The 26279-nt window shown below is 58.1% G+C and carries 22 protein-coding genes, 1 tRNA gene and 1 pseudogene; 11 read left to right on the top strand and 13 right to left on the bottom strand.

Translation table 11 applies throughout. The annotated features are described in order from the left end of the window. Complete coding sequence (gene cobS, locus QE435_RS21900; protein WP_349042931.1) at nt 1-753, bottom strand: adenosylcobinamide-GDP ribazoletransferase; 753 nt, start codon at nt 751-753, stop codon at nt 1-3. A 220-nt stretch (nt 754-973) separates the two neighbouring features. Here cobS and cobT point away from each other — a divergent pair. Further along, a pseudogene (gene cobT, locus QE435_RS21895) lies at nt 974-1997 on the top strand (nicotinate-nucleotide--dimethylbenzimidazole phosphoribosyltransferase). Nucleotides 1998-2004: 7 nt separating this feature from the next. Then, the gene (locus QE435_RS21890; protein ID WP_349042650.1) at nt 2005-2424 is read left to right on the top strand and encodes a diacylglycerol kinase; all 420 of its coding nucleotides are present in this window, start codon (nt 2005-2007) and stop codon (nt 2422-2424) included. Between the two features lie 4 nt (nt 2425-2428). Here QE435_RS21890 and QE435_RS21885 read toward each other — a convergent pair whose 3' ends face one another. After that, a complete protein-coding gene (locus QE435_RS21885) occupies nt 2429-3964 on the bottom strand; it encodes a HAMP domain-containing sensor histidine kinase (RefSeq protein WP_349042649.1) in 1536 nt (511 codons plus the stop codon). A gap of 192 nt (nt 3965-4156) precedes the next feature. Here QE435_RS21885 and QE435_RS21880 point away from each other — a divergent pair, with 192 nt between their 5' ends. From QE435_RS21880 to QE435_RS21870, 3 genes are all read left to right on the top strand, one after another. Beyond that, nucleotides 4157-4651 (top strand): thermonuclease family protein, encoded by a 495-nt coding sequence (locus QE435_RS21880; protein WP_349042648.1) that lies wholly within the window; start codon nt 4157-4159, stop codon nt 4649-4651. Between the two features lie 7 nt (nt 4652-4658). Beyond that, nucleotides 4659-5312, top strand: coding sequence for a uracil-DNA glycosylase family protein (locus QE435_RS21875; RefSeq protein ID WP_349042930.1), 654 nt, complete (start codon nt 4659-4661; stop codon nt 5310-5312). 66 nt (nt 5313-5378) lie between these two features. Then, nucleotides 5379-5867 (top strand): Lrp/AsnC family transcriptional regulator, encoded by a 489-nt coding sequence (locus QE435_RS21870; RefSeq protein WP_027677373.1) that lies wholly within the window; start codon nt 5379-5381, stop codon nt 5865-5867. Between the two features lie 60 nt (nt 5868-5927). Here QE435_RS21870 and QE435_RS21865 read toward each other — a convergent pair whose 3' ends face one another. The 5 genes from QE435_RS21865 to QE435_RS21845 all read right to left on the bottom strand — a co-directional run bounded on the left by QE435_RS21865 (nt 5928) and on the right by QE435_RS21845 (nt 9801). Next, nucleotides 5928-6752 carry a class I SAM-dependent methyltransferase gene (locus tag QE435_RS21865; protein WP_349042929.1) on the bottom strand — a complete coding sequence of 275 codons (825 nt, stop codon included), beginning with the start codon at nt 6750-6752 and terminating at the stop codon, nt 5928-5930. A 105-nt stretch (nt 6753-6857) separates the two neighbouring features. After that, entirely contained in the window at nt 6858-7124 is a 267-nt protein-coding gene (locus tag QE435_RS21860) for an usg protein (protein WP_062440802.1), read from the bottom strand. Nucleotides 7125-7283: 159 nt separating this feature from the next. Further along, complete coding sequence (locus tag QE435_RS21855; protein WP_349042647.1) at nt 7284-8114, bottom strand: ABC transporter permease; 831 nt, start codon at nt 8112-8114, stop codon at nt 7284-7286. After that, nucleotides 8111-8911 (bottom strand): ABC transporter permease, encoded by an 801-nt coding sequence (locus tag QE435_RS21850; protein ID WP_349042646.1) that lies wholly within the window; start codon nt 8909-8911, stop codon nt 8111-8113. Before QE435_RS21850 ends, QE435_RS21855 begins: the two co-directional genes overlap by 4 nt. A gap of 116 nt (nt 8912-9027) precedes the next feature. Next, a complete protein-coding gene (locus QE435_RS21845) occupies nt 9028-9801 on the bottom strand; it encodes an ABC transporter substrate-binding protein (protein WP_306933172.1) in 774 nt (257 codons plus the stop codon). Nucleotides 9802-10128: 327 nt separating this feature from the next. Here QE435_RS21845 and QE435_RS21840 point away from each other — a divergent pair, with 327 nt between their 5' ends. Next, complete coding sequence (locus QE435_RS21840; RefSeq protein ID WP_349042645.1) at nt 10129-11394, top strand: MFS transporter; 1266 nt, start codon at nt 10129-10131, stop codon at nt 11392-11394. A 259-nt stretch (nt 11395-11653) separates the two neighbouring features. Further along, a complete protein-coding gene (locus QE435_RS21835) occupies nt 11654-13861 on the top strand; it encodes an OmpA family protein (RefSeq protein WP_349042644.1) in 2208 nt (735 codons plus the stop codon). Nucleotides 13862-13933: 72 nt separating this feature from the next. Here QE435_RS21835 and QE435_RS21830 read toward each other — a convergent pair whose 3' ends face one another. Continuing rightward, on the bottom strand, nt 13934-14857 hold the full coding sequence (locus QE435_RS21830; protein WP_349042643.1) for a pseudouridine-5'-phosphate glycosidase: 924 nt from the start codon (nt 14855-14857) through the stop codon (nt 13934-13936). A 30-nt stretch (nt 14858-14887) separates the two neighbouring features. After that, complete coding sequence (locus QE435_RS21825) at nt 14888-15826, bottom strand: carbohydrate kinase family protein (RefSeq protein WP_306934834.1); 939 nt, start codon at nt 15824-15826, stop codon at nt 14888-14890. Nucleotides 15827-16072: 246 nt separating this feature from the next. Between QE435_RS21825 and recA the strand changes: the two genes are divergently transcribed. The 3 genes from recA (at nt 16073) to QE435_RS21810 (ending at nt 20685) form a co-directional block, all read left to right on the top strand. Then, the gene (gene recA / locus QE435_RS21820) at nt 16073-17161 is read left to right on the top strand and encodes a recombinase RecA (protein ID WP_306933164.1); all 1089 of its coding nucleotides are present in this window, start codon (nt 16073-16075) and stop codon (nt 17159-17161) included. A gap of 205 nt (nt 17162-17366) precedes the next feature. Then, on the top strand, nt 17367-20030 hold the full coding sequence (gene alaS / locus QE435_RS21815; protein WP_349042642.1) for an alanine--tRNA ligase: 2664 nt from the start codon (nt 17367-17369) through the stop codon (nt 20028-20030). Nucleotides 20031-20496: 466 nt separating this feature from the next. After that, entirely contained in the window at nt 20497-20685 is a 189-nt protein-coding gene (locus QE435_RS21810; RefSeq protein WP_349042641.1) for a hypothetical protein, read from the top strand. An 88-nt stretch (nt 20686-20773) separates the two neighbouring features. Here QE435_RS21810 and QE435_RS21805 read toward each other — a convergent pair. Further along, nucleotides 20774-20858 (bottom strand) — tRNA-Leu (locus QE435_RS21805). A 188-nt stretch (nt 20859-21046) separates the two neighbouring features. Here QE435_RS21805 and lipB point away from each other — a divergent pair. Beyond that, on the top strand, nt 21047-21781 hold the full coding sequence (lipB, locus tag QE435_RS21800; protein WP_306933158.1) for a lipoyl(octanoyl) transferase LipB: 735 nt from the start codon (nt 21047-21049) through the stop codon (nt 21779-21781). A 75-nt stretch (nt 21782-21856) separates the two neighbouring features. Here lipB and QE435_RS21795 read toward each other — a convergent pair whose 3' ends face one another. The 3 genes from QE435_RS21795 to QE435_RS21785 form a co-directional block, all read right to left on the bottom strand. Then, on the bottom strand, nt 21857-23974 hold the full coding sequence (locus tag QE435_RS21795; RefSeq protein ID WP_349042640.1) for an EAL domain-containing protein: 2118 nt from the start codon (nt 23972-23974) through the stop codon (nt 21857-21859). A gap of 234 nt (nt 23975-24208) precedes the next feature. Then, nucleotides 24209-24832: a glutathione S-transferase family protein gene (locus QE435_RS21790; protein WP_349042639.1), complete on the bottom strand. Its 624-nt coding sequence runs from the start codon at nt 24830-24832 to the stop codon at nt 24209-24211. A gap of 215 nt (nt 24833-25047) precedes the next feature. Next, nucleotides 25048-26262, bottom strand: a complete 1215-nt coding sequence (locus QE435_RS21785; protein ID WP_309771172.1) for an NADP-dependent isocitrate dehydrogenase — start codon at nt 26260-26262, stop codon at nt 25048-25050. Nucleotides 26263-26279 lie beyond the last annotated feature (17 nt).

Below are 26279 nucleotides of genomic sequence, written 5' to 3'. Positions count from 1 at the left end.
TCAGACGAGGAGAGCAAGAGCGACAAGCATCACGATCTCGGTGATTTGCTGTGTCGCGCCAATCGTGTCGCCCGTATGCCCCTCGATCTTGCGGAGGCACAGGTGTTTGAAGAGATAGGCGGCTGCGAACGAAGCGGCGATGGCGATTGTTGCTGCGATGATTGTGTAGGATGACCACAGCATCAGGCCGGACATGCCGATGCCGTAGGCGAGCGCGTGGTTTCGATCGGTTGATCCCGGCTGGCCAATGGATGCGGCGACACCGGCTTGCCGGGCAGGGGGAAGGCCATGCCAGTGCCAGACCATCATGGCACGGCTGAAGCTTGCCACAGCGATCAAAGAGGCGGCAATGGCCGTCCCTTGCGCGTCACGGATCAGGGTGGCAATGGCTGCAACTCTTATCATAAAGGAGAGGATCAGCGCGATGGCGCCGTAACTGCCAATGCGGCTGTCCTTCATGATGGTGAGGGAGTGTTCCTTGTCCGCGCCGCCACCGAAACCATCTGCGGTATCCGCCAGCCCATCCTCATGCAAGGCGCCGGTGATGGCGGTGGCAAGCGCTAAAGTCAGTGCTGCCGTCAGCAGCGGATCGGCATGCGCGTGGTGGAGGATGGCGACAAGGATGGCGGATGGCAGGGCGATCAGTAGCCCTGCGACCGGGAAGACACGGGTCGCAGCCAGCATGTCCACCTGGCGACCTTGGAAGAAGGTGTCATGCACGGGTATGCGGCTCAGAAAGCTCAGTGCGTGCATCACCCGCGTCAGAAAACCATTCAGGACCAATCCGCTCTCCGCCATTCGAACGACTGATGTCGCGCCTTTGACGAGCATACTGGCACCGCAAAACCGCTGCGTTGGTTTGCGCCACATGCTTTAGAGGTTGTCCCTCTGCCCGTCCCCGATTATGAGAGGCGCAACAAAGACCGATTTGCCGGAAAACACAAGTCTCCGGCATGAGAGAAAGATCGATACCATGAGCGTGAGCGGCCTGCCTTTCGACGATTTTCGTGTTCTTTTGCGTGACCTGCCGGGGCCTGATACGCATGCACTGGTTGCCGCAAAGGAGCGCAATGCACAGCTGACCAAGCCTGCCGGTTCGCTCGGACGTCTGGAAGAGATCGCCATGTGGCTTGCCGCGTGGTCGGGACGCGCGCCTGCCGTCAACCGACCGCTTGTGGCAATCTTTGCCGGCAACCATGGTGTGACACGCCATGGTGTCACGCCTTATCCGTCGTCCGTGACGCAGCAAATGGTGGAAAACTTCGCTGCAGGCGGAGCCGCGATCAACCAGATCTGCGTGACCCACGATCTTGGTCTCAAAATTTTCGATCTCGCGCTCGATTACCCGACCGGTGACATCACCTGCGAGGCAGCGCTCTCCGAGCGTGATTGCGCTGCGACCATGGCCTTTGGCATGGAAGCCATCGCCGGAGGCACCGATCTTCTGTGCATCGGGGAAATGGGCATCGGTAACACGACGATTGCTGCTGCCATCAATCTCGTGCTCTATGGCGGCACGGCTGAAGAGTGGACAGGTCCCGGCACGGGATCTCAGGGTGAATTCATGGAGCGCAAGGTCGCTGCCGTGAAGGCTGCGGTGGAATTCCACAAGGATCATCTCTCCGACCCTCTGGAAATTATGCGCAGACTGGGCGGGACGCGAAATTGCGGCCATGGCGGGTGCGATCCTTGCTGCCCGCGTGGAAAAGATTCCCGTGCTGATCGACGGCTATGTGGCCACTGCCGCTGCCGCTCTTCTCAAAGCCGCAAATCCTGCGGCTCTCGATCACTGCCTGATCGGCCATGTTTCCGGTGAGCCGGGCCATATGGCAGCGGTGGAGCGCCTCGGCAAGACGCCACTTCTGGCCCTTGGTATGCGTCTTGGTGAGGGAACGGGCGCGGCACTTGCCGCCGGCATCGTCAAGGCTGCCGCCGCCTGCCATTCCGGCATGGCGACATTTGCGCAGGCAGGCGTCGATACTGGCGTCCAGCACTGAGGCGATGATGGACAACCTTCCTAAGACGCCCTCGCCGGAGCCAGTCTTCCGCAAGGAAACCGGCTTTCGCCATCTGCTGGCCGCAACGCGCTATTCCTTCCAGGGGCTCACTCGCCTTTGGCAGGAAGCCGCGTTTCGCCATGAGGCGATCGCCTTTGGGGCAGGGCTTGTGTTTCTGGTCGGCATCGGGGCGCCGGCGGCGCATGCTTTCATCTTTATTCTGCTGATGCTTCTGCTCTTTTGCGTGGAAGCGTTGAATACGGCGATCGAGGAGATCGTCGACCGCGTTTCCCCCGAATTTTCCAGTGCGGCGCGCAACGCCAAGGATCTCGGATCCTTTGCAGTGTTCTGTCTGCTGCTCGCCAATGGCGGTTTTGTTCTTTACTCGCTGGTTTCGACGGTGTTGTTCAGCGTCGGCGCGGTCTGAACGATCAGGCGAAAGACCGTTTGCGGCGCTGTACCACCTGTACGTCTTCGACGGCAGGAACGGTCTGCAGGATGCGCTTGGCTGGCAGGATCGCGATGGTTTCCGTTCCCTCGCGCAGTTTCGATTTCAGCACGAAATGACCATCATGTTTTGAGAGAATGGCCTGAACGATGGGCAGCCCAAGACCCGTGCCCTGTTCTGCACTTTTGATAGCAATCGATCCCTGGCCAAAGGCTGAGAGCACGACGGGAATTTCCTCCTCGGGAATGCCAGGGCCGTTGTCCTTGATCGAGACATACTGACCACCGCGCGCCGTCCATCCGGCCTTGATGGAAATTTCTCCGCCCTGAGGGGTGAATTTGACGGCGTTGGACAGCAGGTTGAGGATGACCTGGCGAAGCGCCTTTTCGTCTGCCCAGACGCTCGGCAGGCTGCGCTCGAACTGCTGGACGATGCGGATATTCTTTCCACGTGCACGCAGCTGAATCATGCCGACACAGTCTTCGGCAATTTCGAGCAGGGAGACGGCCTCTTCCTGCAACTCATAGCGGCCTGCCTCGATACGGGAGAGATCGAGGATCTCGTTGATCAAATCAAGCAAATGCTGGCCGGAGCGGTGGATATCACCCGAGTACTCTTTGTAGAGCGGGTTGTTGAGCGGCCCGAGAATTTCCGATGCCATGACCTCGGAGAAGCCGAGGATGGCGTTGAGCGGTGTGCGCAGCTCATGCGACATGGATGCCAAAAAGCGGGACTTTGCGAGGTTGGCTTCCTCCGCCCGACGCCTTGCCTCATCCGACATGGACTTTGCCACTTCCAGTTCGGCAATAAGGTCGTCCTTTTCCGACTGGAAGGACAGAAGCTTGATGCTGGAATTGTGCAGACGCCTGGTGATGTAATGGCAAAACAGCATGGCCATGAAAAACATCAGGGCAAGGCCGATCGCCATCGGATCCTGAGAGGTGGCGGCACTGATGCCAAGCGCCATCAGGACGGGCAAGAAGGTCATCAAGATCGCACGCCGCAACATGAAGTTGGACATGGCGGTGATGGAGAGCGCAATCAGCAAAGTGGCGTCCTTATAGAACATCGGCAAGGCCGCGTCCTTGGCGTCCATCGGGTAGCCGGCGAAAAGCGCCCAGATTAGGCCGATGATGATCTGTACCGCAAGGAAGGTGCTGACCCAGCGGTTGACGTTTGCGGGCGTGATGGTTTGCTTCTGTGCCTTGCGCGCGAAGATCAGCGCGAGCGCGTGGCCGCTCAAGGCCAAAAGGGTCCAACCGACAATCTCGATATCGCGGGTGATGTAGATGCCGATACCGGTTGCCAGCAAAATGAAGAGGGGCATGATGGTTGCCCCGTGCAGCGTCTCTACGATATGCATCTGCAGCATTTCGCATTCGAAGGCCACAGTACCAGCCCCGCCATATTGCAGCCGCTCACGCGTCGACTTCACGGCATCGAACACAGCTTTGTTGCGCCGCGTGCGAGACCGATCGACGATGTTCTTGTCGGCAATGTTGCTGGCGCTCTTACTCATCTACTGAACGAAACCGATACGGGATGTTTTCAGGTTAGCGGTAAAGTCTTAAGAAGATGCTGCCGCGAAAGGATTTGTTTGCCATTTCTGCAAAGGGTTTGTTGGGATATGAGACGAAAGTCAGGCAGGAGATTTTCTCCGGTAAAGGACGGAATCATACTGCTTTTGCTGATCTTTTTTGGGGCATTGATTTTGGCGAAGATCGATGGCCTCAATGATCGGCAGTTCTCCGGCCGCTTCGTCGCGATCGATGGAGATACGCTTGCACTGGGTGCTTCCCGTTATCGGTTGATCGGCATCGATGCGCCTGAGCTTCGCCAGGATTGCGGCGCGGGGGATGGGATTTGGGCGTGTGGACAAGCGGCCAAGAATTTCGTGAGAGAGGTTCTGGAGACAGGCGAGATCGACTGTACAGGGAGTAGCAAGGACCGATATTCACGCTTCCTTGTCCGCTGTTCCGTGAATGGCATGGACTTGGGCAGTCTCATCGTCTCTGAAGGTCTGGCGGTGACCACGGAATACTTTCTCTACGCCAAGGAAGAGGAGCAAGCGAAGCAGGAGAAGCTTGGCCTCTGGAGTGGAGCATTCGAAAACCCCAAAGACTGGCGACGAGCGCAAAAGGCAGCGGAGACCGATGCGCCGCGGGCAGGGCCTTTGACGGTGCTTCGCCATGTCTTCGGCTGGTGACATGGGTATGACCGTGCAGAAGCAGGATGATATCCGCAAGGCTTTGATCGACAGGTTGCGCGACAGTATCGTGCGATGTCGGATCTGCCGGGATGCGCCGCTGAAGGGCGAGGGCGACCGGCTGCCGCATGAGCCCCGACCGGTCGCGATCATCTCGGCCAAAGCGAAAATTTTGATTGCCGGGCAGGCGCCTGGACTGCGTGTGCATGAAAGTGGTCTGCCATTCAATGATGCCTCCGGCGACCGCCTGCGGACATGGCTGAATGTCGACCGGGACAGGTTTTACGATCCGGACCGGTTTGCTATCGTGCCGATGGGCTTTTGCTTTCCCGGATACGACGAGCGCGGAAGCGACCTGCCGCCCCGGCAAGAATGTGCACCGCGCTGGCGCGATGAGGTCATGTCAGCCATGCCGCAGATCGAGCTTGTGCTGGCGATCGGTCAATATGCGCAAGCCTACCATCTTGGCGACCGACGCAAGAAAAGCATGACGGAAACGGTGCAAAACTGGCGCAACTATCTCCAGAGCAATATCGGAGTTCCTGTGCTGCCTTTGCCGCATCCCAGCTGGCGTAACACCTCTTGGTTGCGGAAGAACCCATGGTTCGATCAGGATGTGTTGCCCATACTTCGACAGCATGTGGAAATTCTGGCGGGATGAAACAAATTTCTTTTTATTCGTTTTTTTTAGTGTAAATAGAGGAAAATAATTCCGTAGGAGAGAAGATTGGACCGTCTCGACCGTAAAATTCTGCGTATTCTGCAAGAGGATTCCACACTGGCTGTTGCCGACCTTGCAAAGAAGGTCGGGCTTTCTACGACTCCCTGTTGGCGGCGTATCCAGAAGATGGAAGAGGATGGCGTCATCCGCCGTCGTGTCGCCATTCTGGATGCGACGAAGGTCAATACGAAGGTCACGGTTTTCGTTTCCATCCGGACGGCGTCCCATTCCATCGAGTGGCTAAAGCGCTTCTCGGAAGTCGTTTCCGAATTTCCGGAGGTGGTCGAATTCTACCGTATGAGCGGTGATGTGGATTATCTATTGCGCGTGGTCGTGCCGGATATTGCCGCCTACGATGCCTTCTACAAGCGGATGATCGCCAAGATCGAAATCCGCGATGTATCGTCGGCTTTTGCGATGGAGCAGATCAAGTACACGACCGAGTTGCCGCTCGATTATATGATCCTGGACAACCCTAAGTCCGGCGAGGAGTAACGTCGCCATTCGAGTGACGATCCATTCCCGCGCTGACTGCGGGAATGGACACAGCCATGTTCAGCCCTTGAGCTTCGCGATGACGAGATGGCCCGGTGTCGGCTCGCCATCCTGCATGCGCACATTGATATCGGTTATCTCGATGACGTCAAAGCCCGTGGCAGCCAGACGCTCGCGCACATAGGTTTCCGCGTGAGCAAAGCGCTGGTGCGCGCCGACGATGTAGGGTCTGCCAGCCATTTTATCGTCGGGGAGGGTCTCTGACGAAAATACGAAGATGCCGCCTTTCACCATATTTTCTGCGGCTCCGAAGAACACAGGTTCGAGGGCGCCGAGATAGGGCAGCACGTCCGTCGCGGTGATCAGATCGAAAGCCTCGTCGTCATTGTCTTCGAGGAAATCCTCGACTTCGGCGACGTAGAGCGTCTCATAGACATCCTTTTCATGGGCGATTTCAACCATGTTTTCGGAGATGTCTATGCCGGTGATATCGTCGGCCATGTCGCGAAGCGCTTCGCCCGTGAGACCGGTGCCGCAACCAAGATCCAGCATGCGCTTGAAGGGACCGAGTTCAAGCATCTGCAATCGTTGGCGCACCATCATGGGTACGGCATAGCCAAGCTGCTCGACGAGGATATCCTCGAAAGCTTCGGCATGCTGATCGAAGAGCGTTTCGACATAGGCGTCCGGTGCCTTGGGTGGCGCCTCGCCTCGTCCCATCGATGCGATGCGCACCGCGGCACCGCCATGATCTTCGGGATCGATTGCAAGAACCTCTTCGTAAGCCTTCACCGCGGCGTCGATATCCCCCGCCTTTTCGAGCGCAAGCGCGCGGTTATAGGCTTCTGCAAGAGCCTCTTCATCGATCTTGGCGTTCTTGGTCATGGCGTTCATCAGGCTCCGCTTCGTTGGAAGCCTGATTAAGCCGCAACGCTTTCGGGTGCAATGCCTGTTTTGGATCGCCCGCCGCTCGCCGAGACGACAGCCCCATCAGTGGAGGATGAACTCGCCCTTCAACGAGCGCCACTCCTGCGCCGAGATCAGCTTGCGGTGGACATAGCGCACCGAGTGCAGCGGGCCGTCCAGCTTCTCCTGCCAGAATTTGAGAAACCCGTGCATTTCCGGAAAGTCCGGAGCGAGGTCGTAGTTCTGCCAAAGGTAGCTTTGAAGAACCGAGGGGTGATCGGGCATGCGATAAAGAATTTCGGCTGTGGTGAGACCATAGCCCTTCAGCATCATTTCCATGTCTTGGTTCATGTGGCTGTTCCCGTTCTATTGATCGCCGACACACAGAAGTGTCATCGACAATGGGAACATGACATGGTTAATCGAACCTTGCCAAGAATGGTCCTTGTCACAAATTATTTATATTTCTCAGCGTGTTAGCAGCTAATCAGGCAGAGTGCTGCTAACGTCCTATCGCTTCAGATGCCGTGTCAACCTTGCTTCCACCGCTGCCCAGACGTGGCGCAGGATCTCCACCATGGAGAGGTAGAATATTGCCGCCCAGAGATAGGCCTGGAAGTCGAAAGTGCGGGAGTAGGCGTAACGCGTCTGGCCCATCAGATCGAAGACGGTGACGATCGATACAACCGCAGAACCCTTGATCATCAGGATGATCTCGTTGCCGTAGGGGCGTAGTGCCACGATCAGTGCCTGCGGCAAAATGATCTTCCAGAATGTCACCGGCTTGGGAATCCCAAGCGATGCCGCACCTTCATGCTGGCCCTTCGGCACACTTTCGATCGCACCACGCAGGATCTCGGCCTGATAGGCGGCGGTGTTCAGTGTCAGTGAAAGGAGGCCGCAATACCAGGCGTCCCGGAAGAACCACCACAGACCGACCGCTTCCAGTTCGGTGCGAAAGCCGCCCAGGCCGTAATAGATAAGGAACAGCTGCGCCAGAAGCGGCGTGCTGCGGAAGAGATAGACATAGGCAAATGCAATGGCGCTCACGATCCTGTTCTTCGACATGCGAGCGAAAGCGATCGGAGCAGAAAGGGCCGCGCCCAGGATGAGAGCAAGGCCGACGAGGCTGATGGTCGTGAACAGGCCATCAATATAGCGCCAGCCGTAGCGCTCGATCTTGTCCGGATCCCAATCCATGATCAGCGACAGCACAAGACCTGTGAAGAGGAGGGCCCAGAAAGCAACGATGACGCAGCCTATCACCTTGCTCGCGGAGAGCGGTTTGGGCGGCGGAGGCGGTGCTGGTCTTGCTTCGATCAGCTGATCGATATGGCTCATCGCTGCACCTCCGAGCGACGCGCCCAGCGGTCGATATACCCAATGCCGATTGAGGATATAAGAGCGAGAACGAGGTAGAGCATGCAGGCAATGCCGTAGAACAGAAACGCATCCTTGGTGACACGCGCGGCAATGCCAGTCTGGCGCAGGATATCCGCGAGCCCGATGATCGAGACGTAGGACGTATCTTTCAACAGAATGACCCAGAGATTGGTCATGCCGGGAAGAGCGATGCGAACAAGCTGAGGTATGATGACGAGAACCATGGTGCGGCTGCGCGACAGTCCAAGCGCGTCACCCGCCTCATATTGGCCCTTGGGAATGGCGCGAAACGCAGACAAGAGCACTTCGGACGCGTAAGACGAGAAGACGACCGAAAGCGCGATCATGCCCGCAACGAAGGCATTGATCTCGATAGGACCTGTAAAGCCCAGATACCCGGCGACCGTCTGGAGCAGGATCTGCATGCCGTAATAGACGATGAAGAGGGTCAGGAGCTCCGGGAGACCGCGGAAGATCGTGGTGTAGATTCCGACAGCCAGTCGAAGGGATTTTTCCTGCGATTGGGCGCCAAGCGCGATCAGGAAGCCCAGCAACAATCCGACAGGGAGTGTGGCGAGCGCCACAGAAATGGTCACCTTCACGCCGAAGGCAATTTCATCACCCCAGCCATCACCGCAGGTGAGCAGGGTGCCGTTGCCAAAAAGTGAGAAGATACCGACCGGACCACAGAAAGGGTCGAACAGATATGTGAGATAGGTCCAGAACGAACCTACGGCGGAAAACACTCCGCTCATGCCAATGTCCCCTGCGATCTGCGCCGCTATTCATATTTGTTTTATGAAAGTGTTCTCAAACAAAAATGGCGGGAGGGCAACCCTCCCGCCATGATATTTCAACATGAGAAACAGGCTTATTGGCCGTAAACGTCGAAATCGAAGTACTTGTCGTTGATCTCTTTGTACTTGCCGTTGGCACGGATTGCCTTGATGGCCGCGCTGAACTTGTCGGCGAGAGCCTTATCGCCCTTGCGAACGGCGATACCCGCGCCTTTGCCATTGATCTGTTCATCGACCGGCAGAGCCGTCAGGATCTTGCAGCATGCGCCAGCGTCCGACTTCACCCATTGCGACAGAACCACGATATCGTCGATGACGCCATCGATGCGGCCATTGGTGATGTCGAGCTTGTACTCGTCAGCCGTCGGATAGAGCTTCAGCTCGGAATCGGCCAGGTGCTTTTCAGCATAGTTGGCGTGGGTGGTGGAGCCTTGCGCACCGATCGTTTTGCCCTTGAGGTCTTCCACTGACTTGATCGGCGAGTCCTTCGGTACGGCAATGGCCGGAGGCGTGTTGTAGTACTTCTCAGAGAAGTCCACCTTTTCAAGGCGCTCAGGCGTGATCGACATGGAGGCAACAATGGCGTCGAACTTCTTGGCCTGGAGGGCAGGAATGATGCCGTCCCAGTCATTGGTGACGAAGGTGCATTCGGCCTTCATCTCTTCGCAGAGCGCCTTGGCGATATCGATATCGAAGCCGGTCAGCTTTCCGTCAGCTTCCAGAACGTTGAATGGCGGGTATGCGCCTTCCGTGCCGATGACGATCTTGTCCTGCGCCATGGCGGAGCCGGCGAACAGCGACAGAGCTGCAATGGAAGCTGCAGCAAACAGACGGGTGGGGTTCAGCATTGAGATCCTCTCTTTCGGCGATACGACGCACGCCTCATTTATGTTCTGCGTGCATGGAGATTTTAGCACTCCGCGCGGTCGAGAGCCGGTTGCGGATGCTTGCCGGGATACTCATCCCGTTGCAAAAAAAATGCAACATCATTGTTTTGCGCTGCGACAGCCTCCTCAAAGCATGCAGTCGCATTGCCGCTATCTGCTCAAATTTCAGGGAACAAAATTGGCGCTTATGCGTAATAAGGAAGCCTTATAGTTTTGGGCTACAATTCATTATTTCAGACGACGGTTCCCGATTTTCGGCCTCCGCCTCCAATTCCAGGAGGAATCTTCATGGGTATCACGCAAACCATTCAGTCGCTGACGCCTGCGCAGCGCAACACGGTCATCGCCAGCTTCCTCGGCTGGACGCTCGACGCCTTCGATTTCTTCATCCTTGTTTTTGTCATCAAGGACATCGCGAAGGAATTCAATACAAGCATCCCCGCGGTCTCGATCGCAATTTTCCTGACGCTTGCCATGCGGCCGATCGGCGCGCTGCTTTTTGGCCTTGCGTCCGACCGTTATGGTCGCCGCATCACGCTCATGGTCGATGTCCTTCTTTATTCGGCCCTTGAGCTTCTCTCCGGCTTCTCCACCGGGCTGACGATGTTTATCGTCCTGCGTCTGCTCTATGGCATCGCCATGGGCGGCGAATGGGGTGTGGGCGCTTCACTCACTATGGAAACGGTGCCGCCCCAGGCGCGTGGCTTCGTTTCCGGTCTGCTTCAGGCGGGCTACCCGGCAGGCTATTTGCTGGCGTCGATTGTCTTCTTTCTGCTCTACCCGATCATCGGCTGGCGCGGCATGTTCTTTGTTGGTGCCCTCCCAGCGCTGATCGTTCTCTATATCCGGCGCAGTGTGGAGGAATCACCGGCATTTCTCCAACGCCAGAAGCGGCCTCAGCAACCGTTCCTTACTGTCCTGAAGAAGAACGTTCCACTTTTCATCTGGACCGTTATCCTGATGACGGCGTTCAATTTCCTCAGCCACGGCACGCAGGATATCTACCCAACCTTCCTGGAAACGCAGCGTGGCTATGACAGTCACACGACAGGCGCCATTGCGATCGTCTATAACATCGGGGCGATTTGCGGCGGGCTGTTCTTCGGTGCTCTTTCGCAACAGATTGGCCGCCGGAAGGCAATTGTGATTGCCGCCCTCCTGGCCATTCCCGCCGCCTGGTTCTGGGTTTACGCGCCTGGCGCCTTCTTGCTTGCAATCGGTGCTTTCGTGCTGCAGTTTTTCGTTCAGGGTGCGTGGGGCGTTATCCCGGTTCACCTGAATGAACTCTCGCCGGACGAAGTGCGTGGCACATTCCCGGGCTTTGCCTACCAGCTCGGGAATCTGCTGGCCTCTGGCAACGCAACCTTGCAAACGACACTCGCCGCGCACTGGAACGGGGATTACGCGCTTGCGCTTTTCAGCGTTGCAATCGTCGTCGCCTGCGCCGTCGCCCTGCTGGCCGGGTTCGGATATGAAAAGCGCAACGTGCAGTTTGGCGTCACAGATGACCAAGCGGTTGAACCGGCGCACCCGACACGGGGAAGCACGGCTTGAATCTCGTGCTATGTGACGGCGGGCCAGTTCCCGCCGTCGCCTCGTGCGATAGGCATGGCTTCTGCTGTCACGAACCAGTCCCAGGCAATCAGGGCAGACCTCCCCGAAAATGCCTTTTTTCGTTCATTCCCGGTACATAAGAGCCTCTTCATCATTGGAACAAGACCGCACGCCGGGCGTTGTTCAGCGCCATTACGTGCAGACTGTGCCCCGATGCCGCAGGGCAGACTTAAATGAAGACGGCAGATGAGGAAGCGCCATGCTGAATAAGAATAAATTGATGACCGGGGTGGTTTTCCCCCTCATGTCGATTGCCATTGCAGTAGAGCCGGCATTTGTGGCCACGGTTGCGCATGCAGCGCCGATGGCGCAGGTTGAGCAACAGGGAACCGTGTCCAACGGTAATGGAGCCATCATTCTTGCGCAGGCCGAGGCGCCGCCGAACCCAGAAGAAGAATTGTTGAAGCGACGCCAGCGCGAGCAGCAGGGCGAACCCCAAGCCGAGCCTAAGCGCGAGCCTGAGCAGAAGCGCGAAGAAGCCCCGCAGCCTCCGAAGCGAGAAGCGGCACCTGAACCGCAGGCCGAGCAGCCGCAGGAGCGTCCACGCCGCGAAGCCGCGCCCGAAGGTGAGGCACGCCCAGAGCGCCCGCGCCGGGAAGCCGCTCCTGAAGCAGCGCCGCAAGCCGCCCCTGAACAGCAGCAGGAACGCCCGCGCCGTAAGCCAGCCGCAGAGGCGCAGCCGGAAGCAGAAGGGCAGCCAGGCGCTGAGCGTCCGCGTCGCGAAGCCGCTCCGGAAGCCGCACCACAGGCCGAGCCGGAACAGCAGCAGGAGCGCCCACGTCGCAAGCCTGCTGCCGAAGCGCAGCCGGAAGCAGAAGGCAAGCAGCCGCCGAAGCCAGAAGCCCCAGCCGCCAAGCCAGCGAACGAACCTGCAGCCACTGAAGCTGCGCCGGAAAAGCCTGCCAAGCCCGCAAAGCGCCCGGCAGCCCCGGAACCTGCCGAGGGTGCCGCACCGGTGCCTGCAGAGCCGCCGACACCGGGTCGTGCGCCTGCACCCGCAGAGCAGCCGAACCCAGCCCCCGGCCAGCAACCTTCCGAACAGCCACGCCCGCCTCGCGCCCAAAATGGCGAGCCGGCACCGGCCCCTGTTCCGGGTGCGCCGAAGCCTGCGCCGCTTGACGGTGCAGCAACAGGTCAGGCACCAGCCGGCGAGCCTGTTCCCGCCCAGGTCGCAACGCCACAGACGGAAGCGCCTCCCACGACGAAGGAGCAGTTGGACAAGGCCCGCGCCATTGCCAAGGACCCATCCAAGTCGGCTGATACCGTCGTTCTACCTGTCGACAAGGGAGCCGCCGTTCTCGACAGCGACAAGGAAGTCTATCGCAGCGGCAACGAGCAGCTTCGCGAACAACGTCGCCGTGAACGCGAGCAGGTTCAGGACTTCAAGGTTCCAACCTCGGATGCGGAAGCCCAGGCCGCTGCACGCCGTGACGGACAGCCTGCGCCGCAGATCAACATCCAGAACATCACCAACATCCAGGGTGAGCGTATCGACCGTCGTCCGCAGTTCGACCGTCCCGACGGCGTGCGGGAATGGCGCCCGCGCGATATGCCGCGCGACCGCGACATGGGCGACCGCGTCTTCCTGCAGTTCGGTGACCGCATCGTGGTCCGTGGCAGTGATGATGACCGATTCGTTAGCGAAGGCGCGAAGCCCTATTACGAGCGTCTGCCCGACGACCGGTACCGCGAGACGATCGAACGCTCTGACGGTACGCAGGTCGTGACCATTCGCAACCGTTACGGCGACGTCATCCAACGCTCCCGTATCGATGCCCGTGGCCGCGAATATGTGCTGTTCTACGCGCCGGAACTGGCGGATGAGCCCGACCGCGAATATGTCTACCGCGATCCGGGTCTCGACCTGCCGCCACTGCGCCTGCGCATCCCCGTCAATGAGTACATCATCGATACGTCGTCCGACGATGATCGTGACTACTATCGCTTCTTGGAGCAGCCACCGGTAGAGCCCGTTCAGCGCGTTTACTCGATGGATGAGGTCCGCTACTCGGCTCGCGTACGTGACATGGTGCGTCGTATCGACCTCGATACCATCACCTTTGCGACCGGCAGTGCCGAAATTCCAATGAGCCAGGCACGCTCGTTGCGCAAGGTTGCCGATGCGATGAACAAGGTGCTTGAAAAGAACCCGGCCGAAACCTTCCTGATCGAAGGTCATACCGACGCCGTGGGTTCGGATGAGAGCAACCTCGTTCTCTCTGACGAACGTGCAGAGTCTGTCGCCAAGGTCTTGACCGAAGTTTACGGCATCCCGCCGGAAAACCTGACAACCCAGGGCTACGGCGAGCGCTACCTGAAGGTCCAGACCCTTGGTCCGAACCAGGAGAACCGTCGCGTTACCATCCGCCGCATCACGCCGCTGGTGCGCCCGGTTGCGCAGAACTAACGTTCGTAGCGATCAATAAGAAGGCCCGGAAGCGATCAGCTTCCGGGCCTTTTCTTTTTCAGTCCCGGCTGTTCAGGCCAACGCGACAGCGATCTCGGCTGCCAGGCGCGCATTGTTGCGCACCAGCGAGATATTGGTGTCGAGGCTGCGGCCTTCGGTGATCTCGAAAATCTTTGCCAATAGATAGGGCGTGACCGCCTTGCCGCTGATGTTGTCTTCTTCGGCTGCCGACAATGCGCGCTCGATGTAGATTTCCATCTCGTCGCGGGCGATTTCGTCTTCTTGCGGCACCGGGTTGGCGATCAGCATGCCGCCTTCGAGGCCGAACTGTTCGCGGGTGGTTTGGAAGTTGGCGATCGCTGCCGGGCTGTTGAGCGTCAGCGGGCTTTTGAGGCCGGAAGCGCGCGACCAGAAGGCCGGGAATTCTTCCGAGCCATAGGTGACGACCGGAACGCCGTTGGTTTCCAGAACCTCAAGCGTCTTCGGCACATCCAGGATCGCCTTCGCGCCAGCGCAGACGACGATGACGCCGGTGCGCGCAAGCTCGGTCAGGTCTGCCGAAATATCGAAGCTCTCTTCCGCGCCGCGATGCACGCCGCCAATGCCGCCGGTGGCGAAGACCTTGATGCCCGCATGTTCGGCGGCAATCATGGTGGCTGCAACCGTCGTTGCGCCCGTGCGGCGCTCGGCAATCGCAAAGGCGATATCGGCACGCGAGACCTTCATGGCATCTTTGGTTTGCGCCAGCGCTTCCAGCTGATCCTTTTCGAGACCGATATGCAATGTGCCATGGATAACGGCGATGGTAGCCGGAATTGCGCCATTGTCGCGGATCAGGGTCTCCACGCCCTCGGCCATGCGGATATTGCCAGGATAGGGCATGCCGTGGGTGATGATGGTGGATTCAAGCGCAACGATGGGCGCGCCGCGCTGCTTGGCTGCAGCAACTTCTTCCGAATAGACGATCGGTAGGAGCGGGGAGGTGGTCTTGGTCATGGTCTCTTCCATTTCGTTTAAGCGATCTCTTCACACCATTTCTGCTTGCGGCACAAGCGCCAGGACGGCGGCAAGCGTCTCGGCGCTCAACTCGCTGGCCGTCGCAAACGGAGACTGGACCGTGATGGCGGCCGCGGCAGCACCGTGGCGCAGCGCTTCGGTGATGGGTTTGCCATTGGCAATTGCCGAGAGATAGCCGGACGCCATAGCGTCGCCCGCGCCCGTCACATCTTTCACGTCCTCGATCAAAGGTGGCGTCAGCACGGCGGTCCCGTTCTGGTCGAAAGCGACGACGCGTTTCGCGCCACTGGTAATCACACCGCCGCGAAGGCCGGTCTCCCTCAGCAGGGCTGGCCATTGTCTCGCATCGGTGACATTCTTGCCCGTCAGGGCGCGCGCCTCGGCCTCATTCATGAACAGCATGTCGATGCTGGCCAATGTCGATTTCATCCGGACAACCTTTGCCGGAGAAATGGCAATAGCCGCAAGACGCTTTTCACACGCGCGCGCCGCGGTGCCGATCGCGCCTAGCGTATCTTCTGGGAGGTTTGCATCGCAAAGGATGATGTCGGTGGCCTTGATCGCGTCGCGCACGGCGCGCACTTTAAGGCGACGCGGCGTGAAGAGCTTGTAGAGATCCATATCCGCGATGGCGATAACGAGGTTGCCGTCGCGCTCGAGAATCGCCGTATAACTCGGCGTGCTGCGGTCCAAGAAGGTGAATGGCGTATCCTCGACGCCTGCATCACGGGCTGCTGCGGCAACGGTCGCGCCATTCCCATCACCGCCGCGTGGTGCGATGAGCCTCACCTGAAATCCCAGCCGGGACAGGTTGCGGGCCGCATTGAAACCGCCACCGCCGGCTTCTTCCATCCAGGAGCCCGGATTGCTGGCGCCTTGCACCGTTTCCGTCTCGATCATGCCGCGCCTGTCGATATGCGCGCCGCCCAGAACGAGTATTTTCTTCACGTTCATCCATCCTTCTTTCCGAGACGGACAAACGCGTCCGATTCGGTGTTTTCTGGTTCCATCCAACCGGCCCCGCAGCCTTCGTAAAAGCCTTCACCAAAGAAAAACAAAAGCAGAACGAACGGCTTAACGCTGTTTGTTTTCAAAGGACTGATGTGCTGTTGTGGAATGAGAACAAAAAGAGTACATACTGTTTCCACACTGCTTCGTTGCCTGTGCGGCTTCAATAACCTAAAGGTGGTTCAGATGGCACAAAATTCTTTGCGTCTTGTAGAGGACAATTCGGTGGATAAAAGCAAGGCACTGGAAGCGGCGCTCTCCCAGATCGAACGTTCGTTCGGCAAGGGATCGATCATGAAGCTCGGTTCCAATGAAAACGTCATCGAGGTCGAGACTGTTTCGACAGGATCTCTCAGCCTCGATATCGCGCTCGGCATCGGCGGTTTGCCGAAGGGGCGTATCATTGAAATTTATGGACCGGAAAGCTCCGGTAAAACGACGTTGGCATTGCAGACCATTGCGGAAGCCCAGAAGAAGGGCGGTATCTGCGCCTTCGTGGACGCCGAGCATGCACTCGATCCGGTCTATGCCCGCAAGCTTGGTGTCGATCTTCAGAACCTTCTGATCTCGCAGCCCGACACGGGCGAGCAGGCACTTGAAATCACCGACACGCTGGTGCGCTCCGGCGCGGTGGACGTGCTTGTGGTCGACTCCGTTGCTGCTCTGACGCCACGCGCTGAAATCGAAGGTGAGATGGGCGACAGCCTGCCGGGTCTTCAGGCCCGCCTGATGAGCCAGGCGCTGCGCAAGCTGACAGCGTCGATCTCGAAATCCAAGACGATGGTGATCTTCATCAACCAGATCCGCATGAAGATCGGTGTGATGTTCGGTTCGCCGGAAACGACGACGGGTGGTAATGCTCTGAAATTCTATGCCTCGGTGCGTCTCGACATTCGCCGTATCGGCTCGGTCAAGGAGCGTGAAGAGGTTGTCGGCAACCAGACGCGCGTCAAGGTCGTCAAGAACAAGATGGCGCCTCCCTTCAAGCAGGTTGAGTTCGACATCATGTATGGCGAAGGCGTTTCCAAGACGGGCGAGCTTGTCGATCTCGGCGTGAAGGCTGGCATCGTCGAAAAGTCTGGCGCATGGTTCTCTTATAACAGCCAGAGGCTGGGGCAGGGACGTGAAAACGCCAAGTCTTTCCTGCGCGACAATCCCGCTGTCGCCAACGAGATCGAGTTGGCACTTCGCCAGAATGCCGGCCTGATCGCCGATCGGTTCCTTGAGAACGGCGGACCGGAAGCCGATGCGGATGGTGTAGAGCCAGACGCATGATGATCCGCTGCCGGGCTTTCTCCGGCATCGTTGTCCATCTCTAATCGATCCAAGGCCGTGCGATCCACTCGCGCGGCCTTCGTCGTTTTGCTGCCTCATTCTGGCAAAGCCCAGCCCTCTTTGGCTGGACAGGCGGGATGGTGGACGATAAAAGCCTGTGACTTTTTTATTATCGCTGCGTGAGCGTGGCAATGAAGGACTTCGTATGAGCGGTGTGAATGAAATCCGGTCGACTTTCCTCGACTACTTCAAGAAGAACGGCCATGAGATTGTGCCATCCAGCCCTCTGGTGCCGCGCAACGACCCGACCCTGATGTTCACCAATGCGGGCATGGTGCAGTTCAAGAACGTTTTCACCGGTCTTGAATCCCGTCCCTATTCCAAGGCTGCCTCTTCGCAGAAGTGCGTTCGCGCTGGCGGTAAACATAACGACCTCGATAATGTCGGTTATACCGCGCGCCACCACACCTTCTTCGAAATGCTCGGCAACTTTTCTTTCGGTGACTATTTCAAGGAAGAGGCGATCACGCACGCCTGGAACCTGATCACCAAGGAATTCGGTATCGATAAGAACCGTCTTCTGGTGACGGTCTATCATACCGATGACGAAGCCTTCGATCTCTGGAAGAAGATCGCCGGTTTTTCAGACGACCGCATCATTCGCATTCCCACGAGCGATAACTTCTGGGCCATGGGCGATACCGGTCCTTGCGGTCCTTGCTCGGAGATCTTCTATGACCACGGCGATCATATCTGGGGCGGACCTCCTGGCTCTGCCGAGGAGGATGGCGACCGGTTCATCGAGATCTGGAATCTCGTCTTCATGCAGTACGAGCAGGTGACGAAGGAAGAGCGCATCAACCTGCCGCGTCCATCCATCGACACGGGCATGGGCCTTGAGCGCATCTCCGCTCTGCTGCAGGGCAAGCATGACAATTACGATACCGACCTTTTCCGCGCCCTGATTTCCGCGTCCGTCGAAGCGACCGGCGTTCCGGCTGAAGGCGAGAAGCGCGCAAGCCACCGGGTCATCGCCGACCATCTGCGTTCCTCCGCGTTCCTGATTGCCGATGGCGTTCTGCCGTCGAATGAAGGCCGCGGCTATGTTCTGCGCCGCATCATGCGCCGTGCCATGCGTCATGCCGAGCTCCTGGGTTCCAAGGAGCCGCTGATCTGGAAGCTTTTGCCGACGCTCGTTCAGCAGATGGGCCGCGCCTATCCGGAACTGGTGCGCGCCGAAGCGCTGATCTCGGAGACGCTGAAGCTTGAAGAAACCCGCTTCCGCAAGACGCTGGAGCGTGGTCTGTCGCTTCTGTCCGACGCGACGTCCGACCTTTCCAAGGGCGGCATGCTGGACGGCGAGACCGCCTTCAAGCTTTACGACACCTATGGCTTCCCGCTCGATCTGACGCAGGACGCACTGCGCGCCCGCGAAATCGGTGTGGACATTGCAGGCTTTACCGACGCGATGGAGCGCCAGAAGGCGGAAGCCCGCTCGCACTGGGCCGGCTCCGGCGACAAGGCAACCGAAACCGTCTGGTTCGAACTGAAGGAAAAGTTCGGCGCGACCGAGTTCCTGGGCTACGATACCGAAACCGCTGAAGGTGTCATTCAGGCGATCGTCAAGGACGGCAAGTCGATTGATGCTGCGGCCGAAGGCGATACCGTCCAGATCGTCGTCAACCAGACGCCATTTTATGGCGAGTCCGGCGGTCAGATGGGCGACACCGGTGTGATTTCCTCCGACACCGGTAGCTTCACGGTCACCGATACGCAGAAGAAGGGCGAGGGCCTCTTCGTCCATATCGGCAAGGTTGCCAAGGGCGGCGTCAAGCTTGGTGATGCCGTGCAATTGACCGTTGATCACGATCGCCGTTCGCGCCTTCGTGCCAACCACTCGGCAACCCATCTGCTGCATGAAGCGCTTCGCGAAGTTCTCGGAACCCATGTGGCGCAGAAGGGCTCACTTGTGGCACCAGAGCGCCTGCGCTTCGACGTATCTCATCCGAAGCCGATGACGGCGGATGAGCTCAAGATCGTCGAGGAGATGGCGAACGAGATCATTCTCCAGAACTCCCCGGTCGTTACGCGCTTGATGAGCGTGGACGATGCGATTGCCGAAGGTGCGATGGCGCTCTTTGGCGAAAAATATGGCGATGAGGTACGCGTCGTCTCGATGGGCACCGGTATTCATGGCGCCAAGGCCAACCGGCCGTACTCTGTCGAACTCTGTGGCGGCACGCATGTCTCCGCCACGGGACAAATCGGCCTCGTGCGTATTCTTGGCGAAAGCGCCGTGGGTGCGGGTGTGCGCCGTGTGGAAGCTGTCACAGGACCAGGTGCGCTTGCCTATCTTGCCGAGCAGGATGAACGGGTGAAGGCGCTCGCTTCGTCACTGCGCGTGCAGCCAGGCGAGGTGATCTCGCGCGTCGAGGGTCTGCTGGACGAGCGCAAGAAACTCGAGCGTGAACTGGCCGATGCCCGTCGCAAGCTCGCAATGGGTGGTAGTTCGGCCGAAGGTTCTGCCGGTGACATCAGAGAAGTCGGTGGTGTGAAGTTCATGGCGAAGGCCATGTCTGGCATCGACGCCAAGGATCTCAAGGGCCTTGCCGACGACGCCAAGACCAATCTCGGCTCTGGCGTGGTGCTGCTCATCGCCGTTTCCGAGGATGGCAAGGCGAGTGCCGTTGCTGCGGTCACCGAAGACCTGACATCGCGTTTCAGCGCGGTCGATCTGGTGCGCACGGCTTCTGCCGCGCTTGGTGGAAAGGGCGGCGGTGGACGTCCGGACATGGCGCAGGCCGGTGGTCCGGATGGATCGAAGGCCAGTGAAGCCATTGAGGCCGTGGCCGCTTCTCTCGCAGGCTGATCTCGTCCAACGCTACGAGGTGGCTTTGTCGCTGCCTCGCTTTTGACTGTGCGTTTATAGGGCCGGAACATCGAGGCTGATGTTCCGGCCCTTTCTATTTTGATGATGGTTTCAAGGCTGAAGGGTGGCCGCTGGTGACGTGACGGTACCGTCAGGAACCTTTCTTCGTGCGTCAGCAGCTGGGACGGAGGACGATCCTCCACAGCAGCGTGTTTCGCCCACAGGCGCCGCTGCAGAGCGTTTGGGCTGAACAAGCCTCAACTGCCTTGCAGCGGCATGATCGCGCTCTGAATGATGAAAAATGGGAGCCGTATCAGCGATGCCCGGTTCGATTGGCGCAGCGGCTGGATATGCTACCCGCATCCCGCTGGCTTCCCGGCTGTCGCCTTCTTTACGGAGGGTTTCTTTTTGGCTCAGGAACCGGTGCGATGCCATTTGCATTGTCTTATCAACAGAGGAGACAATCATGGAAGATTATTTAGAACTTCGACAGCAGATTGCTCAGGATCTCGATACGCTGAGTCGTACCGAAAGCCCGAAATCGATCTTCGAAATCGCAGATGATTACCTGAAGGGCAATCCGTCTCTGAAGCGGGAATTGGTGGAGGATATTATCAAGGAAGAGGCGGACAAGAGAAACATTTCCATTCACTGAACGGACAGTGGGGCTTCACGCAGAGCTTCAGGAAAATCGCCTAGAGAATTGAAGACAAAGAAAAACCCGCCGAAGCGGGTTTTTCTTTTGGTGCGGTCGAGAAGACTCGAACTTCCACGGGTTGCCCCACAGCGACCTCAACGCTGCGCGTCTACCAATTCCGCCACGACCGCATCGTGGTAGGGTCGACTTGCGCCGACGGGGGTGCATGTAGCAAAAGGATTTTGGGTGCACAAGAGTGCCGTGACAGTTTTTTGAAATTAAAAACAGGCATTTCCCTCCCTATATGGAAGAAGCCCGGAAATGCCGGGCTTGCAGCCTGAATTCCATTCTGCCAGAAGGCTGTGGAAAGGACATTTACATGCTCACACGCACCGATCTTACTTCCACAATGTACCCTAGAGCCGGTTCTCCTGCCGTGCGCTGGCGAATCTCCGACGGGCTGGTGCCTTATGAGCAGGCGATTGAGGAGATGGAGCGTGAAGTGGCGGCAATCGCCGCAGGCGAGGCAGACGAGCTTGTATGGCTCCTTGAACATCCACCGCTCTATACGGCGGGCACCAGTGCCGATTCGTCCGACCTGATCGAGCCGGACCGCTTTCCCGTCTTCGAGACGGGGCGGGGCGGGGAGTATACCTATCACGGCCCAGGCCAGCGAGTGGTCTATGTGATGCTCGATCTGAAGCGCAGGCGCCAGGATGTGCGCGCCTATGTGGCGGCATTGGAGGAAGTCATCATCCGCACGCTCGACAAGATGAACGTCAGGGGCGAGCGGCGTGAGGATCGAGTGGGTGTCTGGGTTCGTCGGCCGGAAAAGCCGCTTCTGCCGGATGGCTCCATGTCCGAGGACAAGATCGCTGCGCTCGGGATTCGCTTGCGCAAGTGGGTCAGCTTCCATGGCCTGTCGATCAATGTCGATCCCGAGCTTAGCCATTTCGGTGGCATCGTTCCCTGCGGCATCACCCAATACGGCGTCACCAGCCTCGTCGATCTTGGCCTGCTGGTGATGATCAACGACGTCGATGTCTTTCTACGTGAGGCCTTTGAGGAGGTCTTTGGCGCTACCGCAAACGAGAAAGGCCGGATTCCGGCCTAACCCGTGGCGAATTCGACCTTGGTTCTGTTAACCTGAAGCCTATTTAACAGGGTTTTCAGGACTTCTTTTCAAGACTTAGCCGTCGGTTCCACTTTTCGGGTCTACGATATCAGCGTTGCAGGGCTGTGTATGAAATTCGGTTTTTTGTAAGCCGAGCGGTCGTTCAATGATCCTCAAGCGGCCCGTCGCGACGATCTCATCCAGCGGTGCGGGCCGGCCAAGCAAGTAGCCCTGTGCTTCCCCGCATCCTTCCAGCTTAAGAAGGGAAAGTTGTTCCTGCGTCTCAACGCCCTCGGCTAGTACTGGGATCCTGAGACCCTTGCCGAGTGCCAGAACGGTGCGAATGATGGTCAAGGCTTCTTCGTTGCTGTGCGCTTCGTCAATGAAAGAGCGGTCGAGCTTGATCTTGCTGAAGGGGAACGAGCGAAGCGTGTCGATCGAGGAGTAACCTATACCGAAGTCGTCAAGCGCAACAGAGACCCCGTATGACTTGATTTGGCGAAGCATGTGAAAGGCGCGCTCGCGATCTTTCAAGATGGCGGTCTCTGTGAGTTCCAGTTCCAGTCGATGCGGTGGAAGTCCGGTTTCAAGAAGGATGCTCATCACGAGCTTGGGCAGATCTCCTGCGGCAAACTGTACGGCGGACAGGTTGACGGCCACTTTACAGGCTGGTTCCCATGAGGCGGCCGCGGCACAGGCGGTTCGTAGCACCCACTCGCCCAGTTGCAGGATGAGGCCGTTTTCCTCCGCTAGCGGAATAAAGTCTGAAGGCGGGATGAAACCACGCTCTGGATGTTTCCATCGCAGCAGGGCTTCATATCCTGTGATCTCGCCGGTCGAAACGGATGTCTGCACCTGATAGTGGACTGAAAGTTGATCGCGAGCCAGTGCTTTGCGCAAGTCCGCTGCCATAGCACGTCGGGCCTTGATAGCGGTGTCCATGCCCGTCTCGTAGAAAAAGACCCGCTTTTCCGTCAGTTGCGACTTTGCTCTATACATGGCGAGGTCTGCGTTACTGACGAGCGTTTCCTTCGTGGTGGCGTTGTCGGGGTAGATGGCGACGCCGAAGCTCGCGCCAACGACAATTTGGGCCTCGTCGACGTTGATTGGACTGAACATCACCGTTTCAAGACGGTCCAGAAACCCATTGATGCCGACCAGTTCGTCGTCTCGAATACGGAATAGAGCGGCAAACTCGTCGCCGCCAACGCGGGCAACGAACTCGCCCTGGTCTTCTCGAACCAGATTTTTGAGCCGCAGACCAAGGTCGGTCAACACGTCATCGCCCACATGATGGCCGCGGGTGTCGTTGATCTCTTTGAACCTGTTAAGATCAATGCCGATCATGGCTATCCTGATCTTTTGCGTATCGGCGAGTGCAAGTTCTTCCTCCAGCTTCTCGTTGAAGTTGGCGCGATTGGGAAGGCCCGTCAGCGCGTCGTACAAGGCCATCTGGCGAAGATGCGCGATTGTCTCGGCGCGTGTGCTATTGTCGATGAGGTAGCTCACCAGACCGCAGGAGACGATGACGAAAGCCATACCGGAAATCGCGATTGCCAGAGTCCAAAGCGAATCCGGATTGGAGAAGGATCCATCGACGAACATCGGTTCGACCTGGAATGCAGTCATCCCTGTGAAATGCAAGACGGCAATTGCAAGCGTCAGGACCACCGCCATGGCGTTGCTGCCCCTTCGCATACCGAAATGCAGCGCGACCGAAGACAGACCCACGGAAAGAATGATCGAGGCGACGAGGCAGGTCCTGTCCCAGGATACAATTCCTTGAACTCGGTAGGCAATCATGCCGGTATAATGCATCGCGGCGATGGCGAGCCCGATGATCGCGCCGCCCAAGGCGGGCATGATCGGATTGCGTTTGCTGGCTGCCATGGCAAAACCGATCGCATTGCCAAATAGCACGACCAAAAGCGAAACGACGGTCAACGACAAATCGAAGCCGATGGGTACGCCTGCATCATAGCCAAGCATGGCGACGAAATGCGTGCACCAGATCGCGACGCCTGCGGAAAGCGCCGTCATGGCCTGCCAGCCGATGCGCTGTGTCCCGGTCGCCGTTATCGTTTTACTGAACAGGCGGGACGTCACCCATGAACCTGTACCGCATAAGAGCACTGCCACAAGCACGAGCCAGATGTTGTGTTTGTAGACGATGCATCCCAGCACGGTCATCATTACAGTCGCCTCTCGTTGTAAGGCACTGCGTCAGCGCGAACGCAGTAGCCGTCTACTGCGTTTGCAGGCTTGTTGGCAATGTTTGGTTTTACGACACAACGAGTTAATGATTTATATGTGAGAACGAGTGAATTTTATAATCTTCACAAAGACTTAGCTCAATCGTAAGTAGACTACTCATCTTGGCTTTACGCATCCTTTGATAGAAATTGATGCACTCAAAACCATATGTGTTCAGGCCGGTTGCATTTCCCGGATCACAGCGTCGTCGATCTCTTGAGCGCGCAGGAAAGCGGGGCGCTGACCAAGGCGGCCCAGATAATCACTGAATGCTTGGCGCTTCTCCAGCGAGCCGAATTGCTGCCCCCATACGATATGAGAGCCCACATAGACGTCAGCGGCCGTAAAGCTGTCACCAGCAATGAAGGGGTTTTGCGTCACGGCATATTCGAGCGTATCCATCAGGTCTTCGAAGCGGCCGCATCCGGCCATGCGATACTTATCTTCTGGTATTATCAGCCCCAACGCACGGTTGGTGATACCCATTTCCAGCGGCCCGGCTGCGAAGAAGAGCCAGCGATAGTAAAGGCCACGATCGCCGGTCGGCGGCGCAAGACCCTTCTCTGGAAAGGCGTCCGCCAAATAGGCGCAGATCGCCGCGCATTCTGTGACGACTACCTTGCCGTGCTTGATCGCAGGCACTTTGCCCATGGGATTGATCGCTGTGTATTCGCCAGCCTTCATATCGCTGCCGAAGCCGATGATCCTGGTGTCGTAAGGCGCGCCCACTTCCTCCAGCATCCAACGGATGATGCGTCCGCGTGACATGGGGTGGGTGTAGAATGTCAGATCGCTCATGTCTCTCTCCCTTATTATGGGAGTTTGCTCCGGCTGCATGACGTAATCAAGACATGCCTTAAGTCCTAAAGCATGTCGCGAACTGTCAGATTCGCTCATACGCTTCAGGTCCTCGCTATCGCATAGCCGCTGCACAGTTTTGTTTGGACCATGTCTTAAAAGAAAACCCGGCGCGAAGGCCGGGTTTTCGAAGATCTCTAAAGTGTAGTTGCCGATCAGGCAGCCATGGCCTTCTTGAGGTTTTCGTCGATCTTGTCGAGGAAGGCTGTGGTGGAGAGCCAAGGCTGATCCGGACCGATGAGGAGCGCGAGATCCTTGGTCATGTAGCCGGCTTCGACGGTGTCGACGCAGACGGTTTCCAGCGTCGTGGCGAACTTTGCCAGTTCTGCGTTGTCGTCCAGCTTGGCGCGGTGGGCAAGACCACGGGTCCATGCGAAGATCGACGCGATGGAGTTGGTCGAGGTTTCCTGGCCCTTCTGGTGCTGGCGGTAGTGGCGCGTCACCGTGCCGTGCGCCGCTTCAGCTTCGACGGTCCGGCCATCCGGAGACAGGAGAACGGAGGTCATCAGGCCGAGAGAGCCGAAGCCCTGTGCCACGGTATCCGACTGAACGTCGCCGTCGTAGTTTTTGCAGGCCCAGATGTAGCCACCGGACCACTTCAGCGCGGAAGCGACCATGTCGTCGATCAGGCGGTGCTCATAGGTGATGCCAGCTTCGTCGAACTGCGCCTTGAATTCGGTCTGGTAGACTTCCTCGAAGATATCCTTGAAACGACCGTCATAGGCCTTGAGGATGGTGTTCTTCGTGGAGAGGTAAACAGGCCACTTGCGCATCAGGCCGTAGTTCATGGATGCGCGGGCGAATTCGCGGATGGATTCGTCGAGGTTGTACATGGCAAGAGCCACGCCAGCGCTCGGAGCGTCGAACACGTCCTTCTCGATGACCTGGCCGTCTTCACCGACGAACTTGATCGTCAGCTTGCCCTTGCCGGGGAACTTGAAGTCTGTTGCCTTATACTGGTCGCCGAAAGCGTGACGACCAACAACGATCGGCTGGGTCCAGCCGGGCACCAGGCGGGGAACGTTCTTGCAGATGATCGGCTCGCGGAAAATGACGCCGCCGAGGATGTTGCGGATCGTGCCGTTCGGGCTCTTCCACATCTGCTTGAGGTTGAATTCCTCAACACGGGCTTCGTCCGGCGTGATGGTTGCGCACTTGATGCCAACGCCGTGCTTCTTGATGGCGTGTGCCGCGTCGACCGTCACCTGGTCATTGGTAGCGTCGCGGTTTTCGACGGAAAGGTCGTAGTATTCGATATCGAGATCGAGGTAAGGCAGGATCAGCTTGTCCTTGATGAGCTGCCAGATGATACGGGTCATTTCGTCGCCGTCGAGATCGACGACCGGATTGGCTACCTTGATCTTTGTCATGAATTCCTCACCTTCGA

The organism is Agrobacterium sp. SORGH_AS 787 (assembly GCF_030819035.1).
In the GTDB taxonomy this organism is placed as follows: Bacteria; Pseudomonadota; Alphaproteobacteria; order Rhizobiales; family Rhizobiaceae; genus Agrobacterium; species Agrobacterium larrymoorei_B.
Note: the sequence above shows the minus strand (reverse complement) of the source record. Positions and strands in the feature narration are given on the sequence as shown.

Coding starts and splice junctions, on each gene's coding strand:
- QE435_RS21790 (WP_349042639.1), bottom strand. CDS start 24,832: ATGAGCGATCTGACATTCTACACCCACCCCATGTCACGCGGACGCATC.
- QE435_RS21835 (WP_349042644.1), top strand. CDS start 11,654: ATGCTGAATAAGAATAAATTGATGACCGGGGTGGTTTTCCCCCTCATG.
- QE435_RS21810 (WP_349042641.1), top strand. CDS start 20,497: ATGGAAGATTATTTAGAACTTCGACAGCAGATTGCTCAGGATCTCGAT.
- QE435_RS21785 (WP_309771172.1), bottom strand. CDS start 26,262: ATGACAAAGATCAAGGTAGCCAATCCGGTCGTCGATCTCGACGGCGAC.
- cobS (WP_349042931.1), bottom strand. CDS start 753: ATGCACGCACTGAGCTTTCTGAGCCGCATACCCGTGCATGACACCTTC.
- QE435_RS21860 (WP_062440802.1), bottom strand. CDS start 7,124: ATGAACCAAGACATGGAAATGATGCTGAAGGGCTATGGTCTCACCACA.
- QE435_RS21830 (WP_349042643.1), bottom strand. CDS start 14,857: ATGACCAAGACCACCTCCCCGCTCCTACCGATCGTCTATTCGGAAGAA.
- QE435_RS21845 (WP_306933172.1), bottom strand. CDS start 9,801: ATGCTGAACCCCACCCGTCTGTTTGCTGCAGCTTCCATTGCAGCTCTG.
- recA (WP_306933164.1), top strand. CDS start 16,073: ATGGCACAAAATTCTTTGCGTCTTGTAGAGGACAATTCGGTGGATAAA.
- QE435_RS21855 (WP_349042647.1), bottom strand. CDS start 8,114: ATGAGCCATATCGATCAGCTGATCGAAGCAAGACCAGCACCGCCTCCG.
- QE435_RS21890 (WP_349042650.1), top strand. CDS start 2,005: ATGGACAACCTTCCTAAGACGCCCTCGCCGGAGCCAGTCTTCCGCAAG.
- QE435_RS21840 (WP_349042645.1), top strand. CDS start 10,129: ATGGGTATCACGCAAACCATTCAGTCGCTGACGCCTGCGCAGCGCAAC.
- QE435_RS21865 (WP_349042929.1), bottom strand. CDS start 6,752: ATGACCAAGAACGCCAAGATCGATGAAGAGGCTCTTGCAGAAGCCTAT.
- lipB (WP_306933158.1), top strand. CDS start 21,047: ATGCTCACACGCACCGATCTTACTTCCACAATGTACCCTAGAGCCGGT.
- QE435_RS21885 (WP_349042649.1), bottom strand. CDS start 3,964: ATGAGTAAGAGCGCCAGCAACATTGCCGACAAGAACATCGTCGATCGG.
- QE435_RS21850 (WP_349042646.1), bottom strand. CDS start 8,911: ATGAGCGGAGTGTTTTCCGCCGTAGGTTCGTTCTGGACCTATCTCACA.
- QE435_RS21875 (WP_349042930.1), top strand. CDS start 4,659: ATGACCGTGCAGAAGCAGGATGATATCCGCAAGGCTTTGATCGACAGG.
- alaS (WP_349042642.1), top strand. CDS start 17,367: ATGAGCGGTGTGAATGAAATCCGGTCGACTTTCCTCGACTACTTCAAG.
- QE435_RS21795 (WP_349042640.1), bottom strand. CDS start 23,974: ATGATGACCGTGCTGGGATGCATCGTCTACAAACACAACATCTGGCTC.